Below are 19,214 nucleotides of genomic sequence, written 5' to 3' on the forward strand. Positions count from 1 at the left end.
TTTTTAAAGGTTTTATTTTAGTTGTGCGGTTTGGCATGAAGGCTGCTCCAGTACAAGTGAATATCACCTGCCAAGGAGTTCGTGCCATGAGCAACCCCAACAAAGACGTGATCGACGTATTGAACGACCTGATCGAGTACAGCAAGGATGGCGAAAAAGGCTTCAAAGCCTCGGCCGATGATGTGAAGAACCCCGAACTGAAGGCGTTCTTCGTTCAGCGCGCCGGAGAGTGCGCCAATGCCGCCAGCGAGCTGCAGAGTGAAGTACGCCGATTGGGTGGGGATCCGGAAACCTCCACCAGCATCAGCGGCGACCTGCACCGTGGGTGGGTCAACCTCAAATCGATGGTCACCGGCAAGGATGAGGAAGCGGTGCTCAACGAAGTTGAGCGTGGTGAAGACCATGCCCTCAAGGCCTACAAGGAAGCACGTGAGAAACTGGTCAAGCTTGGCCGCCAGGCCAGTGATCAGAGCTATGCGCTGGTTGAGAAACAGCTGCAGGGTGTGCAGCGTAACCACGATCAGGTGAAGGCACTGCGCAACGCCGCCCGCGCCCGTTCCTAGTCCATCGGCCCCTCGACCCGGTTGCGGCCATTGGCCTTGGCCCGGTAGAGCGCTTCGTCCGCGGCACCTAGCACCTGTGTCAGGTCTTGCTGGGTGCCGGGGATGTAGACCCCGACGCCAATGCTCACTGTCACCGAGTGAGCATCATCGGCAAACGGTGCCAGCGCCTCGACCTGGGCACGAATGCGCTCGGCCAGTAGCAGCGCGCCGGCCAGTTCGGTTTCCGGCAGGATCACCTGAAATTCTTCTCCGCCGTAGCGTGCAGCCAGGTCTGCCGGGCGCCGGATACACCGCTCCAGTGTACTGGCGACCTCGCGCAACGCGTGGTCCCCTCCCGCGTGGCCATGGCGCTGGTTGAATGCCTTGAAATGATCCACATCCACCATCAGTACCGCCAGCGGCTTGCGGTTGCGCTGCGCGCGTGACCATTCCTGTCGCAACACCTGGTCCAGCCGACGGCGGTTGGCCAGGCCGGTCAGGCTGTCGGTGGCGGCTAGGGTCGCCAGGCCCAGTTCGGCTTCGTGGCGGCGGCGCAGTTCGCGGCCCAGCAGCAACGTCAGCCAGAGAATGCCGATACACAGCACCCCTGTGGCGACGCTGACCAGAATGGCCGTGCGCCGCCATGACTGGAACACTTCGTCGGCGGAGTGCACCACCAGTACGATCAGCGGCAGGTCGGCGACCTGGGCGAAGGTGTACATGCGCTGGGAAGGGGAGCTGCCAGAGCGGGCGGTGAAGCTGCCGCTGTGCTCGCTGAGAATGCGCTTGAAGTTTGGGCGCTCGCCGTAATAGGTGCCGATTGCCGAATCCTCTGGGCTTGCAGGTTCCCGGGCGAGCAGCTGGCCGTTGGTATTGAACAGGTTGATGCTGCTTTCATCGCCGATATCCAGACGGCGGAACAACTCACTGAAGTACGACAGGCGCAGAGCCCCGGCGGCCAATCCGGCAAATTCGCCGTGTGGGCCATTGATGCGTCGGCTGAAACTGATGCACCAGTCCATGTTACCCAGCTTGGCCTTGAAGGGCGGCCCCACCAGCAAACCCAGGTTTGGATCATGCTGGTGTGCCTGGAAAAAGACGCTGTCGGCGAAGCTGGCCTTGGGGGGGACGGGGCTGCTGGAGTCCCCGACCACATTGCCATCCTTGTCCAGCCACAGCACATTACCGCGCTTGCGGTCGACGAAGGCTTCATTGAACAGCAGATGCTGGCGCAGCGGGCCGGAGATCTCCGGCAGTTCCTTGCGGCTGACCGCCCAGATCAGGCCTTTTAGCGAGTGGTCGTAGAGTTCGACATTGCGCAGGATGTCGCTTTCGATCAGCTGGACGATGTTGTTCGAGGAGCGGATGGCCGATTGCTCCACACTGTCGCGCTCGCGGGCCAGCAGGTAGCTGACGATGGCCACGATGGCGAGCACGGCAAGGCAACTGCCCAGGTTGAGGATCAGCTCGGGGTGCGACCTGTAGAGTGCGAAACGCGAAGATCGAGTGGGCATGCGCGCTACTGCTGAGGCAGGGCCATTTGCGGCGGGCGACATTCTAGGGAAGCGTGGATTGTCGGACAAGATTTGTCCGACGGAAATACGCAGGGGGCTGCTTTGCAGCCCATCGCCGGCAAGCTCGGCTCCCACAGGTATTTCACCGCCCTTGAGGCCTGTGGTGTCCTGGTGGGAGCCGCGCTTGCCGGCGAAACGAGGGCAAAGCCCTCGCCAGCGGTCTCAGGTCAGAAGATGTTCAGTGGGTAATCGACGATCACCCGCACTTCATCGTTGTCGCTGTTGCTGTCGATCGAGGCATAACCCTGGCTGCCACGGTGGGTGGCATAGCGCAGTTGCACCGCCAGATCCTTCAGGTCGCCTTCCTGGAACACATATTTCACATCCATGTCGCGCTCCCAGTGCATGGCGTTCTTGCCATCGGCGCGGTAGTAGTCGTAGTGGCTGGTGTCCTGGGTGGCCTTGGTCAGGTCCGCCTCACCGCGCGAGTACGACAGCGAGGTGCTCAGGCCTGGAATACCGATTCCGGCAAAGTTGTAGTCGTACTGCAGCTTCCACGAACGCTCGTTGGGGGCGTTGAAGTCCGAGTACATGCGCGAGTTGTCCAGGTACACGCTGTCGCCCAGGTTGATGTAGTCGAACGGCGTGTTGCCGTTGACCCGCTGGTAGGCGGCCGTGACGCTGTGGTAACCGGCGTTGACGGTGAAGTGCAGGCTGTAGGTGTTGTTGTCGATCTTGCCCAGCAGCGCCTGGCCGGTGTCCTGGGTGTGGTAGAAGTGCACGCCCGGGTTCAGGCTGACCAGGTCGTTGACCACGTAGGTGTAGTCGAAGTCGGCGTAGTACTGGTTCCAGACGTCCTTGAGCTCGGCCGCATACAGGTTGGCGGTGACGTTCTCGGTACCGCTCCACGTGGCGCCCGCCCAGTTCAGGTGCTTGCTGGTCTGGCCCTGCATGTCGCCGTAGTAGCTGTCGATACGACGGTGGCCGCTCTGGTTGTACGGGTGGGTGAAGCTGACCTGGCCGCCTTCGAGCAGCAGGCCGTCGACGCTGTGGTTGGTCAGGCTCACACCGCGGAAGGTCTGCGGCAGCATGCGGGTTTCGCCGCCTGCGATCACCGGGTTGGTGATGAACAGGTCACCGGCTTTCAATTCGGTGTCGAAGGCCTTGAGCTTGACCGCTGCACCGGCGGTGGAGAACGAGTGCGGTGCGGCGCCCAGTTCACCGTTGTCCTTGATGTGCTCGGGCAGGATGCTGGTGCCGGCATGGCCGCCACCGCCGTCGAGCTTCAGGCCCAGCATGGCATGGGCGTCGAGGCCGAAACCGACCACTCCCGGGGTGTAACCGGACTCGAAACGGGCGACCGCGCCCTGGCCCCACTCGCGGGTGTCGCGCACGCCGGCATTGTGGTTGTCACGGTTGAAGTAGGCATTTCGGAAATGCAGATTGAAGGACGAACCTTCGATGAAGCCATCAGCCTTGTCTTCATCTGCCTGGGCGGCGAAAGGGATCGTTGCAGTCAACGCAATGAACAACGGGGTGAAACGAAACGCGGAAGGCACCGGTACTAGCTCCTTGGGTCGGGCGGTGGGGCAGTTTTTATTTTTGAATGTGCGTCTTTTTATAGGTGTACGTTACGGCGGGGCTGATAGTTAGAGCACATAAAAAAAGGCGCTGATCGGCAGCGGCTTTGAAAGGCTAACATATCGGCACCGACGGTGCCCATGGTATAGCCAAGGGAAAACTGGAGCAGGTGCAACGCCCGATCAGCTATCGGCATTGGCGTCGCTGGAAACTTTTGAAGCTGTCTGTTCTGCGCCTTTGCCGGCGTCGGCCTTGTGTGCCAGGGCTTCGCGGGCATCTTGGTGAACAGCGGCAAGTTCTGCAGTGCGAGCAACGAAAGCCGGGGATTCTTCGGCCATGGCCAGGGGCGACAACAACAGGGACGACAGAACGAAAACGCTGGCAATACCCATACTGTTGGACATGTTTGAAACTACCTTCTTGCTTGGCAAGTGCTATGAGGACGGGGCTAAAGTTAGTCCTTAAAGTGCCGCGGAAACAGCGTCTTTGGCGATAAGCACTGTTGCGCAAAAAGTAATGATCGATGGAAAAGCAATTGAACTTTGGCCGAAAACCAGCATGCTAGAGGGCCTGCTCGTGTTTTGCGGGCCTGTGCGCCGCGCTGTGGGAGCAACTGTCTTGCTCAATTTCTAGAGTCTGGCGCGATCCTTGTGGGAGCGGGCAAGCCCGCTCCCACAGGGTGCTAGACGGGCTTGCAGATGGGTAAACGGATGCCAAAAGTATTGGCGCCGGCAGCGCTGCGCACGAAAACTTCCCCACCGTGCATCAGCGCGATCGCCTTGACGATTGCCAGCCCCAACCCATGGTTCCCGCCGCCACTGTTGCTGCGCGCCGCGTCCACCCGGTAGAACCGTTCGAACAGCAGCGGCAGGTGTGCGTCGTCGATGGCAGGCCCCGGGTTGCTCACGGCAATGCTGACGTGTTCTGGCCCGTCCTCGATGTGCACGCCGATCACCTGATTCGGCGCGGTGTGCTGCACGGCGTTGTTCAGCAGGTTGATCAACGCCCGGCGCAACTGGGCCTTTTCGATGGGCGCCTGGGCATCACCGCTGACGGTGACGCTGACCTGGGCGTCTTCGAGGATGTAGTCCAGGTAATCAAGGGTGGTGGCCACCTCCTCGGCCAGCGAGGCCTGGGTCAGCGCGGTGGCCTTGCTGCCCTGGTCGGCACTGGCGAGGAACAGCATGTCGTTGATGATGCTGCGCAGGCGCTCCAGTTCTTCCAGGTTCGATTGCAGCACCTCGAAGTAATGCTCGGCGCTGCGCCCGCGGGTGAGGGCGACCTGGGTCTGGCCGATCAGGTTGGTCAGCGGCGAGCGCAGCTCGTGGGCGACGTCGGCGTTGAAGGCCTCCAGCCGTGAATAGGCCTGGCTGACCCGGTCCAGCGCGGCATTGAAGGCGCCGGCGAACTGCGCCAGTTCCGGTGCCAGGTCCTGGGTCTGCAGGCGCCCGTCCAGGCGCGGCGGTGCCAGCGCCTGGGCCTCGACAGACAGCGCCAGCAGTGGCCGCAGGCCGACGCGGGCAACCCAGTAACCCAGTACCGAAGCCAACAGCACACCGAGCACGGCCAGGCCGACAATGGCCACCAGCAGGCTGTGCTGGGCCTGCCAGAACGTTTCGGTGTCGATGCCGATCAGAAAGCGCAGCGGCGGGCGCTCGCCCAGGGCTGGCAATTCGCTGACCAGCACCTTGTACGGGTAAGGCTGGTCAGGCAGGCGCAGGTCATGCATGCCTTGCGGGCCTTCGGCAAAGGCGCGGACCAGTTCGCTGGGGTGGCCGTATTCGTAGGCCGGGTTGCTGCTGACTACCCAGAAACGGATGCGCTTGTCTTCTTCGCTGAGCAGGTTGAGCTTGTTGTTGATCTTGGCCCAGTGCTCGGGTGTACCGAAGCGGTTGAGGGTGGACTCGAGCACGCTGAACCGCGCATCCAGTTCGGCGGCCGGCAGCAGGTCGAGGCTGCGGTCGACCTGGCGATACAGCGCCGTACCGATCAGCAGGAACACCCCCAGCGCCACCAGGATGAACAGCGTCGACAGGCGCAGGGCGATGGAATTAAGCGGCACGGTTTTCCAGGACATAGCCCATGCCTCGGATGGTGTGCAGCAGCTTGTTGTCGAACGGCCCGTCGAGCTTGGCGCGCAGGCGTTTGATGGCCACTTCGACGACATTGGCGTCGCTGTCGAAGTTGATGTCCCAGACCAGCTCGGCGATGGCGGTCTTGGAGAGGATTTCGCCCTGGCGCCGGGCCAGCACGCTGAGCAGCGAGAATTCCTTGGCGGTCAGCTCCAGGCGTTGGCCGGCACGGCTGGCCTTGCGCGCCATCAGGTCGATCCACAGGTCGCCGACCTGGATCTGCAACGGCTCGTGGCTGCTGCTGCGGCGGGTCAGGGCCTGCAGCCGGGCGACCAGCTCAAGGAACGAGAACGGCTTGCCCAGGTAATCGTCGGCACCTTCGCGCAGGCCGTGGATGCGGTCTTCGACGCGCTCGCGGGCGGTGAGCATGATCACCGGTGTCTGCTTGCGCGCGCGCAGTGCGCGCAGCACGCCGTAGCCGTCCAGGCCCGGCAGCATCACATCCAGCACGATCACCGCGTAGTCGCCTTCCAGGGCCAGGTGCAGGCCGTCGATGCCGTTGCGCGCAAGGTCGACAGTGAAGCCTTGCTCGGTCAGGCCGCGATGCAGGTAGTCGGCGGTTTTTTCTTCGTCTTCGATGATCAGCACACGCATGGTCTTGTCCTAGCTGGCACTTGGCGCCGCCGCACGGGCGGCCTGGCGGCGGTGGAAGAGGCGCTCCAGGGCCAAGTATATGACCGGGGTGGTGAACAGCGTCAGTGCCTGGCTCACCAGCAGCCCGCCGACCACCGCGATGCCCAGCGGCTGGCGCAGCTCGGCGCCGGCGCCGAAGCCGAACATCAGCGGCACCGCGCCGAGCAGGGCGGCGAGGGTGGTCATGATGATTGGCCGGAAGCGCGTCAGGCACGCCTGGTGAATCGCCTGCTCGGGTGCCATGCCCTGGTGGCGCTGGGCTTCCAGGGCGAAGTCGATGAGCAGGATGCCGTTCTTCTTGACGATGCCGATCAGCAGAACCACGCCGATCAGGCCCATGATGCTGAAGTCCTGGCCCATGCCCCAGAGCAATATCAACGCACCCAGGCCGGCCGAGGGCAGGGTGGAAATGATCGTCAGGGGGTGGACGAAGCTCTCGTACAGCACACCGAGGATGATGTACACCGCCACCAGCGCGGCGAGGATCAGCCACGGTTGGCTCGACAGCGAACTCTGGAAGGCCTGGGCCGCGCCCTGGAAGTTGCCGCTGATCGAGTCGGGCATGCCCAGTTCGCGCTGGGTGCGCTCGAGGATCTTCACCGCATCGCCCAGGGCCACGCCGGGGGCCAGGTTGAACGACAGGTTGGCCGCCGGGAACAGGCCGTCGTGGCTGATCGACAACGGGCCGGTGCTCGGTGGCGCGACATGCGCCAGGGCCGACAGTGGCACCATCTCGTTGGTCAGTGGCGAGCGCAGGTAGAAGAAGTTCAGGCTCTCGGCCTTGCCGCGCTGCTTCGCGTCCAGTTCGAGGATCACCTTGTACTGGTTGGTCTCGGTCTGGAATTCGCTGATCTGCCGCTGGCCGAAGGCATCGTACAGCGCCTGGTCGACGTCGGTGGTGGTCAGGCCGAAACGCGCCGCGGCCTGGCGGTCGATGTCGATGCGGGTGACGCTGGCGCCCAGCTGCAGGTCGTTGGACAGGTCGCGGAACACCGGGTTTTCCCGCAGGCGGTCGGTCAGGCGCTGGGTCCACAGGTTCAGGGCCACGCCGTCGTTGCTCTTGAGCACGTACTGGTACTGGGTGCGCGACGGGCCGGAGCTGAGGTTGATGTCCTGGCCGGCACGCATGTACAAGACGATGCCCGGCACCTGGGCCAGTTTTGGCCGCAGGCGGTCGATCAGCTCGCTGGCCGACACGTCACGCTCACCGCGAGGCTTGAGGGCGATCCAGAAGCGGCCGTTGGCGATGGTCTGGTTGCTGCCAGTGACCCCCACCGAATGGGAGTAGGCCTGCACCGCCGGGTCGTCGCCGATGATCTTCGCCAGCGCCAGGTGCTTCTCGACCATCGAGGGGTACGAAACGTCTGCCGCCGCCTCGGTGGTGCCGAGGATGAAGCCGGTGTCCTGCAGCGGGAAGAAGCCTTTGGGGATGCCGACATAACCGACCACGGCCAGGGCCAGGGTCACGCCGAACACGCCAAGGGTCAGGCGCTGGTGGGCGAGGGCACGGTTCAGGCCCTTTTCATACCACTTCACCAGGCGCTCGCCAAAGCCGCCGTGCTGCTCGCCGGGCGGGCGGCGCATGAACAACGCACACAAGGTGGGGGCCAGGGTCAGCGACACCATCACCGAAATCAGGATGGTCGAGGTGGCAGTCAGGGCGAACTCCTTGAACAGCCGGCCGACCACACCGCCCATGAACAGCAGCGGGATGAACGCGGCGATCAGCGAGAAGCTGATTGACACCACGGTGAAGCCGATCTCGCCAGCGCCCTTGAGCGCTGCCGTGCGGCTGTCGTCGCCGGCCTCCAGGTGGCGGTGGATGTTCTCGACCACGACGATGGCGTCGTCCACCACGAAGCCCACCGAGATGACTATGGCCACCAGCGTGAGGTTGTTCAGGCTGAAGCCCAGCACATACATCAGTGCGCAGCTGGCGATCAGCGACACGCCGAGCACGCTGGACACCACCAGGGTCGCCGACCACTGGCGCAGGAACAGCGCCATCACCCCGATCACCAGGGCCACGGCGATCATCAGGGTCAGCTCCACCTCGTGCAGGGAGGCGCGGATGGTCTGGGTACGGTCCTGCAGCACCGACACTTCGATCGACGCCGGGAGCATTTCCTGCAGCTTGGGCAGGGACGCCATCACCCGGTCGACGGTGTCGACGATATTCGCCCCGGGCTGGCGGAACACCACCAGGTTGAGCCCTGGCTGGTCGCCGGACCAGGCCTTGACGTAGGCGTTCTCGGCGCCGTTGATCACCTTGGCGACGTCCTGCAGGTGCACCGGTGCGCCGTTGCGGTACGAAACGATGAGCTTGGCGTAGTCCTCGGGGTGGAACAGCTGGTCGTTGGCGGCGATGGTCGAGACGCTGTGTTCGCCGTACAGCGCGCCCTTGGCCAGGTTCAGGCTGGTCTGCTGGATGGCCAGGCGCACATCGGCAAGGGTCAGGCCGATGGCGGCGAGTTTTTCCGGCTGGGCCTGCACGCGAATGGCCGGGCGCAGCTGGCCGGTGATGTTGATCAGGCCGACCCCTTCGATCTGGCTGAGCTGGCGAGCCAGCAGGGTTTCGGCGTAGTCGCTCAGGTCATTGCCGGGCATTTGCGCGGAACTGACGGTGAGCACCAGCACCGGGCTGTCGGCCGGGTTGACCTTGCGCCAGGTCGGCGGGTTGGGCAGGTCCTGGGGCAGGCGGGCGGTGGCGGTGTTGATCGCCGCCTGGACTTCCTGGGCGGCGGTGTCGATGTTCTTGTCGAGGGTGAACTGCAGGATCAGGGTGGTCGAGCCCAGCGCACTGCTGCTGGTCATCTGGGTCATGCCGGGGATGGCACTGAACTGCACCTCCAGCGGCGTGGCCACCGACGACGCCATGGTTTCAGGGCTGGCACCGGGCAGCTGGGTGGTGACCTGAATGGTCGGGAAGTCCGCTTCGGGCAGGGGGGCCACCGGCAGCCGCGGGAACGCAATGGCGCCCAGCAGCACCAGGGCGAAGGTCAGCAGCAAGGTGGCGATCGGGTGATCGATGCACCACGCCGACACGCCGTTGCGGGTATTCATGGCTGGCTCCTGCGGTCAGCCATTTCTGCCGGTGGCGGTGCGTCCGGGGTGACCTCGACCCGTGCACCGGGCTTGAGCCGTGACTGGCCGTCGAGCACCAGGCGCTCGCCCGGCTTGACCCCGGCGATGATGTTCAGGCCGCTGTCCTGGTACAGCACCTTGACCGGCACGCTGGTGACCTTGTCGCCGTCCAGGCGGTAGACGAAGTGCCCGTCGATACCGCGCTGCACCACTGGCGGCGGCACCACCAGGGCATTCTCTTCGATCGCAGTGCGCAGGCGGATGGTGACCAGCTGGCCCGGCCACAGGCGGCCGTCCTTGTTGTCGAATTCGGCCTTGACCCGCACCGTGCCGGTGTTGGCCGAGATCTGGTTGTCGATCAGGGCCAGGTGGCCTTCGCCGAGCAGGTTGCGTTCGCCGTCGGCGTCCATGTAGGCCTGCACCAGCGCCGGGGTTGGCGCCTTGAGCAGGGCTTGCAGGGTTGGCAGCATCTGTTGTGGCAAGGCGAACTCGACAGCGATCGGGTCGATCTGGGTGACGCTGAACAGGCCTTGGGTATCGCTGGTGCGCACCAGGTTGCCGGGGTCGACATTGCGGATACCGACACGCCCGGTCACCGGCGAGCGGATCTGCGTGTATGACAGCTGCACCTCGGCGTTGGCGATGGCTGCCTGGTTACCTTTGACTGTGGCCTGCAACTGGTTGACCAGCGCCTGTTGCTGGTCGAGGGTCTGCTTGGACACGCCATCGTCGGTGCTGAGCAGGCGGTAGCGCTTGAGGTCGACACCGGCCACCTGGATCTGCGCCTGGCTCTGGCCGAGCTGGGCACGGGCCTGGTCGAGGCTGGCGCGGATCGCCCGGTCATCGAGGGTGGCGAGCAGGTCGCCTTCTTTTACCCACTGGCCCTCTTTGACCAGCACCTGGGTCAGCACCCCTTCGACCTGGGGCCGCACTTCAACGCTGTGCAGGGACAGCACCGCGCCGATGGCGCTGGCGTAGCGGGGTACGTCCTGCTGGGCGACGCTGACCACCCGCACCGGAATCGCCGCTTGCGCGCGCGGCGCAGTGGTTTGCTGGCGCTGGCCATACCAGACGCCCAGGGCCACCAGGGCGAGCAGGGCCAACGCGGCGAGAAGTACGGAACGGGAAGGACGTCGCATCGGCGCGGGCACCTTGGCCAAGGGGTGGGAAACGGAGGTCTGTATTGAAGCTTATAGCGCTGTGACCGGGTCGGCAGCGTGACAGCTGGCTGACAGCGGTGACAGGTTGGGTTTTGTGTTGGCTTTGCGGGTGCCTGGCTGGAGGTTGATGTGGGCTTTGGGGTGCATGCCGTGAGGTTTGCGGTGATGCGGAAATCGAGCGCCGCCCGCGCGGCGCATCGCGGATAAATCCGCTCCTACATTTGTTGCAACGTGCCGAACCTGTGACGCTATGGTCGCCTGCCTAGCGCATGTCTCAAATCATGTGAGGCGGCATCAATGCCCACTTCAAAATCCCGTCATGCCAACAAGGCTGAAAACCATGGCCTCACAGGCATGGCCACGTTGCAACAAATGTAGGAGCGGATTTATCCGCGATGCGCCGCGCGGGCGGCGCTCGATCTCATAGGCGCTGAAGATGTTGTGGCAAGCACCTGGTGGCCCTAACGCGATCCTGTTACCAGCTGTAGGAAGATTCTGAACCTGAAACCAAATGCTTCAAGAGCGCAGGCATGACGAATTATCCTACGCGCCCTGTCGGATGGCGTCTGATAGTCGGGGAACTGCTTCAGCGATAACTTCACGGTTCGCCAATAACGGCGAGCGGCCGTGAGAAGCTGCGGCTGTATCTGGGATGCCTGTTTTCATGGCAGCCGTGCGCGTGCGGATTTCGGTCCGGGCCGCGGTTCCTGGACGCGGTCTTCTCACCTCGCGTACGGCTGCCACCCAATCCGTGAGAAGAGCACGGTGGTTGCTTTCCAATAGCAATTTTCAGGAAAGTTACGATGAAAAAAATAGTTCCAGATCCACCACCCGCGTACCCACTCCCTTACATCACAATAATCGCCGACCTAACCTTCGAAGACGCCAAACCCCACGCTGCCGCCCTCATGGACAGCCTCTCCAGCACCATCCAGGTCTTGCTCGAAACCGAGGCCGAGGACCACCGCAAGGTCCTGCTGGAAAACATGAGCATCCTCACCGAGCTGCTGCGTGCCCTGTTCGCCCATATGGCAATGCAGGAGGCCACCCATGAGCAATGAGCTGAAGTCGCGCAGCACGGCAGGCAAAGAAACCTTCCTCGACTTGTACGCCATCCAGCCGGGTATCCCGCTCGATCATGCCTTCGATGAGTTGTCTGTCCTGCTCGGTTGCATCCGCCATTTGAGCGAAGAGGCCGAGATGGAAGGCAATCTGATCGCAGGCAGTGCAACGCGGATTCTCAGCGCCATGGCCAAGGCGCTGATCAATGATATGGAAATGGGCTTGAACCGCAGTGCCTGATAGTTATCGGGGCCGCTTTGCGGCCCTTCGCGGGCCTGCTTACCTAAAACCCGATGAAGGCATAGTAGACCGGCGTTTCAGCAGTGGTCCGCAATCCCTGAGCCTGCAAATCATTCACCAGCCCAGGCTGCTCCACATGCAGCAACCAATCAGCCCCGGTCCCAGATGGCGTCTGTGCCAGCACCCCGGCAAAGGCCGCCATCTCTGGCAGGTAAGCGGTAAACCCATTGCCTTTAAGCGCACTGGTGGTCATCCCCAGCGCCTCGCAGATGGCCACCTTGGCCGCGATATCATCGCGATCCGCCTGCCGCGAAGCCTGCACCAGCGCCAGCAACGCCGGGTCCACCGGCAGCGAGCCATGGATCAGTTCAGGCCCCTGTTCCCACGCCTCGGGCGGGCAGTCCTTGTTCTCTGGCCGCAACGGAATATGCGGGTTGATCTCCACCGGATAGATGCGGCAGACCAGTGGCCGGCTTTCATAGATGGTGCACAGGTCGTTGTCGTCGAGGTTGCGACAGCGCCCTGGGTTGAACGCGGCAAAGGTCACCGAAACGCGGGCTTCGCTGCCGCCACAAGGCACCGGGTACGAGCGGCGCATCACATGCTCGCGCTGCTCTGCAGGCATGCCTGGCCCATCGGTCACGAAGGCTTCGATCAACACGATCACCTGCCCACCGGCCGTCGCCCACTGGCGTGCCTCGGCCAAGGTCAATGGCACATGGTGGCCGGTGCAGCACTTGCCGCAACCGGTACAGGCAAAGCGCAGGCTGTCGTTCACTTGGCGTCCGGGTTCCATTCGCTGATGTAGGCCTGCTGCTGCTTGCGGTCGTACAGGCAGAGCTCGGTGCCGGTACGTTGCTGCATGTGCTTCTGTGGATAAACACCTTCGATCAGCAGGGCACTGAAACCGACCTGATCATCGAACTCCGCCGGTTTGCCACGGGCGTGGGCATCCTTGAACTGGCTGGCCTTCAGGCAGGCCTTGAGCATCTGCTGGCGCTGCTCGTTCCAGGCCTGGCTGCTGGAGGCCTGGGCGACACCGCTGAACAGGGCGCAGGCGATCAGAATAGAGCTGAAAAACTTCATACGCGGTTCCGGGAAATTATCCGAGGGGCGCGAATTATGCCCGAGTCATCCCTGGCGGCAAGCCAGGGAGTTTGTCGCTGAATATAACAACACGTGCTTCAGCGCTCGGCAAACACCACGGTCCGCGCCGCCGTCACCAGGCAGTCGGTCAGGTCGGGCGAAGAGAACTTGGTGAGGATGGCATTGGCCCCGGCCAGCCTGGCTTTCTCGCTGCTCATGGCGCTGTCCAGCGAGGTATGCAAAAGCACGTAGAGGTGCTGGAAGTCCGGCGTCTCGCGCAGGGTGCGGGTGAAGGCATAACCGTCCATCTCGGACATTTCGATGTCCGAGACGATGATGTTGATCTCCTGCGCGGTGCCTTGCAGCTCCAGCAGCACGTTTATCGCATCCTTGGCGCTGCGTGCGGTGTGGCAGTCGATGCCGAGGTTGCGCAGGGTGTGCACCGACTGCTGCAGCGCCACCTGGCTGTCGTCGACCACCAGAATGTTGGCGGCGGCCAGCAGGCTTGCGTCTTCCTCGCTCAGCTCACCCGGTTGTGGCTCCGGCTCGGGCGGGGCGATGCCGTGGATGACCTTTTCGATGTCCAGCACCTGCACCAGGGTGTTGTCGACCCGAGTCACGCCGGTGATGAACGAACGGTTGCCCGAACCGAACGGCGGCGGCTTGATGTCGGTGCTCAGGCAATGGACGATGCGGCTCACCGCCTGCACGTGCAGGCCCTGGCGCGAGCGGCTGATCTCGGTGACGATCAGGCAGCCGCCATCCGGGTCGGCCAGCGGGCGTTCGCCGATGGCCCGGGACAGGTCGATCACCGACAGCGAATTGCCGCGCAGGGTCGCCACGCCTTTCACGTGCGGGTGCGATTCGGGCAGCTTGGTCAGGGGCGGGCAGGGGATGATCTCGCTGACCTTGAGCAAGTTGATTGCCATCAGCTTGCCGCTGCGCAGGGTGAACAGCAGCAGGGACAGCGAATCCGCGCGGGCATTTTGCGTGGCCATGGTGACCTTCGTGGGAAACAGGGGATGCCGGGTTATCGGCCTGATCTGGCTGCGCTTTAGCGCCCATGTACATATTGCAGAGCGGATCTGGATCCTGTGGGAGCAACTGACTTGCTCAATTTCTTGAAGCTGGCGCCATCCCTGTGGGAGCCGGGGGGGGGGGGGGGGGGGGGGGGGGGGGGGGGGGGGGGGGGGGGGGGGGGGGGGGGGGGGGGGGGGGGGGGGGGGGCGGGGGGGGGGGGGGGCGCGGGGGGCGGCCGCCGCCCGCGCGCCGCGCCCCCCCCCCCCCCCCCCCCCCCCCCCCCCCCCCCCCCCCCCCCCCCCCCCCCCCCCCCCCCCCCCCCCCCCCCCCCCCCCCCCCCGGCTCCTACAGGGGATCTCTACCGGGGCCCAGATCAGCGTTCGCGCAGGGCTTCGCGGGCGCGGTTCAGCGGCTTGATCAGGTAATCGAGAATGGTCTTCTCGCCGGTGCGGATATCCACCGTGGCAATCATCCCCGGCACGATCGCGAAGTGCTTGCCGGCCTTGTTGGTCAGGCTGTCCTGCTCGGTGCGGATGAACACCCGGTAGTAGTAGATCTCCGGTTTCACCTCGTCCTGCAGGGTATCCGGCGATATCCCCACCACCTTGCCATCCAGGCCGCCATACACCGAGTAGTCATAGGCGCTGATCTTGACCTTGGCGGCCTGATCGGGGTGGATGAAGGCGATGTCGCGTGGGGCGATACGTGTTTCGATCAGCAAGCGCTCGTCCATCGGCACGATCTTCATCACCTGGCCGCCGGGCTGCACTACGCCGCCCAGGGTGTTGACCTCGATGTCCTTGACGATGCCGCGTACCGGCGAGCGCAGGGTCAGGCGTGTCAGCGAATCGCTGCGCCCGCGGATCACTTCCGACAGGCTGTCGGCTTCGGCACTGGCCTTGGCCAGTTCTTCGCGGGCACGTACCAGGTAGTCGGAGCGCGCTTCGTTGGCCTTGAGTTCCAGTTCCGAGCGCTGGCGGTTCAGGCGGATCACTTCGACCCGGCTGGAGGCCCCCATCTTGGCCAGGTTCTCGGTGATCTTCAGCTCCGCACGCACCAGCCGCAGTGAGTCCTCGATGCCGGCCAAGGTCTGCTCCAGGCCACGGCGGCGGGTTTCGTACAGCGCCGTCTCGGCGTCGATCAGGTCGGGCGAGTCACGCAGGCTTTCGGGGAAACTCAGGGGTTTGCCGGTGACCTCGGCACGCAGCCGCGCCACGCTGGCTTTGGCAGCACGGTACTTGGCCTCGCTTTCGCCAACGCTGGAGGCGGTCTTGGTCGGGTCGAGCTGGGCCAGCACCTGGCCGCGTTCGACCAGGTCGCCTTCGGCCACGTTCATTTCAGCGACGATGCCGCCTTCGAAGGACTGGATCACCTGCTCGCGTGAACTGGGGATCACCTTGCCGGTGCCGGTGGAGACTTCGGTCACCTCGAACCAGGCCGCCCAGGCCAGGAACGCGGCGAGCATGATGGCGCAAAGGGTGATCACACGGCCGGCGCGCAGCACCGCCTGGTCATCCTGGCCGTCCAGGTAGGACGCGGGGAGTTCGTGGTTGCTCATGCCTGCGCTCCTTGCAGCTTGGCCAGGGCAGCGTCGCGTTTGTCGTCGATGACAATACGCCCGCCGTCCAGCACGATGATGCGTTCGACCCGCTGCAGCAAGCTCAAGCGGTGCGTGGCGATCACCAGGGTGCGGCCCTGGCAGAAGCGATCAAGGTTATCCAGCAGCTTGCGTTCGGTGACGTCGTCGAGCGAGGCGGTGGGTTCGTCGAGCAGCAGTACCTGCGGCTGGCGTACTAGCAGGCGAGACAGTACCAGGGCCTGACGCTGCCCGCCGGACAGGCCCTGGCCACCTTCGAGGATCAGGTGGTCGAGGCCCTTGGGCAGGTGGCGGACGAACTCCAGCGCACCGGTGGCGGCCAGCGCGGCCACCAGTTCCTGGTCGCTGGCCTGGCCGGCGCCCAGGGTAAGGTTCTCCCGCAGGGTGCCATGGAACAGCCGGGCGTACTGGGCCAGAAGGCCGACGTCACGGCGCAGGTCGGCCGGGTCGAGGTGGGCCATGGCGATGCCATCGAGGCTGACTTCGCCCTGGCTCAGGTCCATGGCGCCGCCCAGGGCCTGCAGCAAGGTCGATTTGCCGGCGCCGTTGCGCCCTAGCACGGCGATGCGCTCGCCGGGCTCTATGTGCAGCTGGCCGATGCTCAGTACCGGTGGGGCTTCCGGGCTGTAGCGGAAGGTGGCCTGGCGCAGGGCATATTCGCCGCGGATGGCCGGCAAGTGCACGCGGGCTTCGCCTTCAGGGTGGTCGACCGGAGACTGCATCAGTTTGTCCAGGCCCTGCAGGGCCACCTTGGCCTGCTGCCAGCGGGTCAACACATGGGTCAGCTGCGCCAGTGGTGCCATCATCCGAGACGACAGCATCGAGGCGGCGACCAGGCTACCGGTGGTGAGGTCGCCGGCAATCACCATCGGTGCGCCGATCACGATGACCACGGCAAACACCGCGCCCTGCACGTTCTGGGTCCAGGTCACCAGGCCGTTGGTCAGGGTGCGCAGGCGCAGGCTGGTGTGCGCACAGGCGGCGTTGTACTGGTTCCACTGGCGCTCGAAACGCGCCTCGGCCTGCAGCGCCTTGATCTCGTCCAGGCCCTGGATGCTCTCCACCAGCATGGCATTGCGCAGCGAAGATTCACGCATCGAGGCATTGGCCAGTACCGCCAGGCGCCGTTGTGCGAGCAGGCCCGGGATGACCATGGCCAGCAGCGCCACCAGCGGGATGAATACCAGCACCCCACCGATCAGCCAGAACACAAACAGGAACAGCAGGAAGAACGGCAGGTCGGCCAAGGCGGTGGCGGTGCTCGAGGTGATCAGGTCGCGGATCGACTCCAGCTCGCGCAATTGCGAGATGAACGAGCCGGTGGATTTAGGCCGGGCCGAGTTGCGCAGCCGCAGCGCATGCCCATAGACCAGGTCGGACACCCGCAAGTCGGCACGCTTGCCGAGCAGGTCGGTAACCTTCAACCTCAGCAGGCGCATGCTGAAGTCGAACACCAGCGCCAGCACCACACCGCCGAACAGCACGTACAGGGTTGGCAGGGATTCGGCGGGGATCACCCGGTCGTACACCTGCATCGAGAACAGTACCCCGGCCAGGGCCAGCACGTTGGCCACCAGCGAGGCGACCATCACCTGGCCGTAGGGGCGCAGGTCGCGCAGCACGATGCGGGCGAACCAGTGCCGATCATAGGGCGCGGTGTAGTCGTCGGTGCGCACATCGCGCAGCGGCCGCGCCGGGCGCATCAATGCCACGCGGTTGATACGCCCTTCAAGTGCCTCGCGGGGCAGGCGCGAGGTCAGGCGCTGGTCGCCAGCGAAGACCACGGCCAGCTCGTTTTCTTCGGTCACCGCCTCGACCGTGGCCAGCTGGCCATCGTCCAGTTCCAGCACCAGTGGCGTGCGCCATTGGCGCAGGGCCTTGGCGTCGTAGCGCACGAAGCGCAAGGTCAGGCCAGCCTGGCGCGCCATGTGCCGGAGGATTTCATCCAGCGGGCGCGCATCTTCGACCGCTGCCAGGCGAATGCGCTGGGGTGAGACGTCCAGGCGATAGTGATGGGCGACTTGCAGCATCACTTCCAGCCAGGGGCCCAGGTCGGGGCGATGTACCACCGGCTGCTCCGGGTTCTGCTCCTGAGCGGCCTGGGTCAGCTTCACGGTATCGTTCATGGCTCGATTTCCACCCCTTGCAGGTTGCGCCCTTCCAGCCCGAAGGCGGTACGCAGGGCGCCGGTGTTGTACAGGCAGTCGACATCCAGGCGCAGCAGGTCGGAGCGGGTGCCGGCAAGTTCGAAGCGTGACTGGTAGATCTCCTGCTCGGCGTTGAGCAGGTCGAGCAGTGGCCGGGTACCCAGGTCCAGGTACTGCCGGCCATACAGTTCGCGGGCTTCCTGGATGCTGGCCTGGCGCGCCTCCAGCGAGTTGAGGCGCCGGCCCAGCCCGGACGTCTGTGCCATGGCTTCGGCCAGGCCGCGGCGGGCTTGCAGGCGTGCGGCGTCTTCGGCGGAGTCGGCGGCGCTCAGGGCATGGCCGGCGGCGCGGCTGCGGGCGCTGATGGCACCGCCCTGGTAGATGGGCACCTCGACGTTCAGGTAGATGCCCGCCTGGGTACGGTCCAGGCTGCGGTTGTCGCGGTTGTAGTCGTTGTCCAGGTAGTGATTGACCTGTGGTTGCAGCGACAGCGTGGGGTAGGCTTCGGCCTTGGCCTGGGCCAGTTCGGCCTGGGACTGGGCACGCAAGGCCAGGGCCATGAGCACGGCCGGCAGCCGGTCGCTGCTGCCTGAGGCGCGCTTGCAGGCCTGGTTCAGCTCTGGCGGTTGTTCCTCGGCGAGGGCCGGCGGCGCTACCCGGCCAAGCAGTTCGGCCAGGGTCGAACGCCAGCGTTCGAACTGCGACTGGTATTCCTCGAGGGTGGCGCGGGCACCTTCCACCCGTGATTCGGCCTGGACCACGTCAGAGCGCGTGCTGGCGCCCATGTCGCTGCGTTGGCGGGCCATGCCGGCGATGTCGCCCACGCCACGGATCTGGTCGCGGGCAATCACCATCAGCTGTTCATAGCGGCGGGTTTCGATCCAGGCGTAGGCCGTGTCGCGGGCGAGGTCGTCGACCACCAGCAAAATATTGGCCTGGGCCCGGGTAGCGGCGGCCTGGGCGGCGCTGACGGCACTGTCGACCTTGCCGAAGTCGTAGAGCATCTGTTTCAACGACAGGTTCAGCGCCTGGCTGTTGCGGTCGCCGCCGTAGCCGCTGTCATAGCCGGTGCGGATACCGCCGGAAATCTGTGGGTAATAGCCGGCACGGGCGACGTTGATGCCTTCGCCCTGCTTGTACAGGTTGCCGACTGCTTCGGCGATGCTCGGGTGCCACTGCGCGGCGGTCAGCACCGCCTCGGCCAGCCCCAGCCGGTCGCCATGGCTGGCGGCCTGGCCGGAAGGCGGGCGGGCGGGGATGGCATCGGGCGCGTCGCGCATCAGCGACGGGCCGATGGTGCGCAGTCTGGGGTCTATGTCATCGGCTGCCTGGGCAACCGGGTTCAGGTTCACTACCAGGAGCCCGAAGGCTCCCAGCCACAGCGGTGACAGCGGACTGCGTCGCTTCACGTAATTC

General features: G+C 64.6%; 16 protein-coding genes. 3 read left to right on the forward strand and 13 right to left on the reverse strand.

The features are described from left to right. The first annotated feature begins 86 nt into the window (after positions 1 to 86). On the forward strand, positions 87 to 563 hold the full coding sequence (locus ACIPZ5_RS07280) for a PA2169 family four-helix-bundle protein (protein WP_261942711.1): 477 nt from the start codon (positions 87 to 89) through the stop codon (positions 561 to 563). Here ACIPZ5_RS07280 and ACIPZ5_RS07285 read toward each other — a convergent pair. From ACIPZ5_RS07285 to ACIPZ5_RS07315, 7 genes are all read right to left on the reverse strand, one after another. Next, the gene (locus ACIPZ5_RS07285) at positions 560 to 2,056 is read right to left on the reverse strand and encodes a sensor domain-containing diguanylate cyclase (protein WP_400807535.1); all 1,497 of its coding nucleotides are present in this window, start codon (positions 2,054 to 2,056) and stop codon (positions 560 to 562) included. The two genes, ACIPZ5_RS07280 and ACIPZ5_RS07285, sit on opposite strands and share 4 nt — an antisense overlap. A 227-nt stretch (positions 2,057 to 2,283) precedes the next feature. Then, a complete protein-coding gene (locus ACIPZ5_RS07290) occupies positions 2,284 to 3,615 on the reverse strand; it encodes an OprD family porin (RefSeq protein ID WP_400807538.1) in 1,332 nt (443 codons plus the stop codon). A gap of 204 nt (positions 3,616 to 3,819) precedes the next feature. After that, complete coding sequence (locus ACIPZ5_RS07295) at positions 3,820 to 4,041, reverse strand: hypothetical protein (RefSeq protein WP_313712877.1); 222 nt, start codon at positions 4,039 to 4,041, stop codon at positions 3,820 to 3,822. 278 nt (positions 4,042 to 4,319) lie between these two features. Continuing rightward, positions 4,320 to 5,714: a heavy metal sensor histidine kinase gene (locus ACIPZ5_RS07300; RefSeq protein ID WP_400807541.1), complete on the reverse strand. Its 1,395-nt coding sequence runs from the start codon at positions 5,712 to 5,714 to the stop codon at positions 4,320 to 4,322. Beyond that, on the reverse strand, positions 5,689 to 6,363 hold the full coding sequence (locus ACIPZ5_RS07305; RefSeq protein WP_261942716.1) for a heavy metal response regulator transcription factor: 675 nt from the start codon (positions 6,361 to 6,363) through the stop codon (positions 5,689 to 5,691). Before ACIPZ5_RS07305 ends, ACIPZ5_RS07300 begins: the two co-directional genes overlap by 26 nt. A gap of 9 nt (positions 6,364 to 6,372) precedes the next feature. After that, a complete protein-coding gene (locus ACIPZ5_RS07310) occupies positions 6,373 to 9,465 on the reverse strand; it encodes a multidrug efflux RND transporter permease subunit (protein WP_400807543.1) in 3,093 nt (1,030 codons plus the stop codon). Continuing rightward, positions 9,462 to 10,625, reverse strand: a complete 1,164-nt coding sequence (locus ACIPZ5_RS07315; RefSeq protein ID WP_400807546.1) for an efflux RND transporter periplasmic adaptor subunit — start codon at positions 10,623 to 10,625, stop codon at positions 9,462 to 9,464. The genes ACIPZ5_RS07310 and ACIPZ5_RS07315 overlap by 4 nt, the downstream gene beginning before the upstream one ends. An 824-nt stretch (positions 10,626 to 11,449) precedes the next feature. Here ACIPZ5_RS07315 and ACIPZ5_RS07320 point away from each other — a divergent pair. After that, positions 11,450 to 11,707 carry a hypothetical protein gene (locus tag ACIPZ5_RS07320; protein ID WP_400807548.1) on the forward strand — a complete coding sequence of 86 codons (258 nt, stop codon included), beginning with the start codon at positions 11,450 to 11,452 and terminating at the stop codon, positions 11,705 to 11,707. Continuing rightward, the gene (locus ACIPZ5_RS07325; RefSeq protein WP_343595560.1) at positions 11,697 to 11,948 is read left to right on the forward strand and encodes a DUF3077 domain-containing protein; all 252 of its coding nucleotides are present in this window, start codon (positions 11,697 to 11,699) and stop codon (positions 11,946 to 11,948) included. The genes ACIPZ5_RS07320 and ACIPZ5_RS07325 overlap by 11 nt, the downstream gene beginning before the upstream one ends. Positions 11,949 to 11,991: 43 nt before the next feature. Here ACIPZ5_RS07325 and ACIPZ5_RS07330 read toward each other — a convergent pair whose 3' ends face one another. The 6 genes from ACIPZ5_RS07330 to ACIPZ5_RS07355 form a co-directional block, all read right to left on the reverse strand. Continuing rightward, a complete protein-coding gene (locus tag ACIPZ5_RS07330; protein ID WP_400807550.1) occupies positions 11,992 to 12,726 on the reverse strand; it encodes a YkgJ family cysteine cluster protein in 735 nt (244 codons plus the stop codon). Beyond that, complete coding sequence (locus ACIPZ5_RS07335) at positions 12,723 to 13,034, reverse strand: hypothetical protein (protein WP_343595556.1); 312 nt, start codon at positions 13,032 to 13,034, stop codon at positions 12,723 to 12,725. Before ACIPZ5_RS07335 ends, ACIPZ5_RS07330 begins: the two co-directional genes overlap by 4 nt. 98 nt (positions 13,035 to 13,132) lie before the next feature. Next, the gene (locus tag ACIPZ5_RS07340; protein WP_313714405.1) at positions 13,133 to 14,032 is read right to left on the reverse strand and encodes a chemotaxis protein; all 900 of its coding nucleotides are present in this window, start codon (positions 14,030 to 14,032) and stop codon (positions 13,133 to 13,135) included. A gap of 395 nt (positions 14,033 to 14,427) precedes the next feature. Then, positions 14,428 to 15,612, reverse strand: a complete 1,185-nt coding sequence (locus ACIPZ5_RS07345; protein WP_261942722.1) for an HlyD family type I secretion periplasmic adaptor subunit — start codon at positions 15,610 to 15,612, stop codon at positions 14,428 to 14,430. Then, positions 15,609 to 17,777, reverse strand: coding sequence for a type I secretion system permease/ATPase (locus tag ACIPZ5_RS07350; RefSeq protein WP_400807554.1), 2,169 nt, complete (start codon positions 17,775 to 17,777; stop codon positions 15,609 to 15,611). The genes ACIPZ5_RS07345 and ACIPZ5_RS07350 overlap by 4 nt, the downstream gene beginning before the upstream one ends. Next, a complete protein-coding gene (locus ACIPZ5_RS07355; protein ID WP_400807556.1) occupies positions 17,774 to 19,207 on the reverse strand; it encodes a TolC family outer membrane protein in 1,434 nt (477 codons plus the stop codon). Before ACIPZ5_RS07355 ends, ACIPZ5_RS07350 begins: the two co-directional genes overlap by 4 nt. Positions 19,208 to 19,214 lie beyond the last annotated feature (7 nt).

This window comes from Pseudomonas sp. NPDC089428 (assembly GCF_044749325.1).
Lineage (GTDB): Bacteria > Pseudomonadota > Gammaproteobacteria > Pseudomonadales > Pseudomonadaceae > Aquipseudomonas.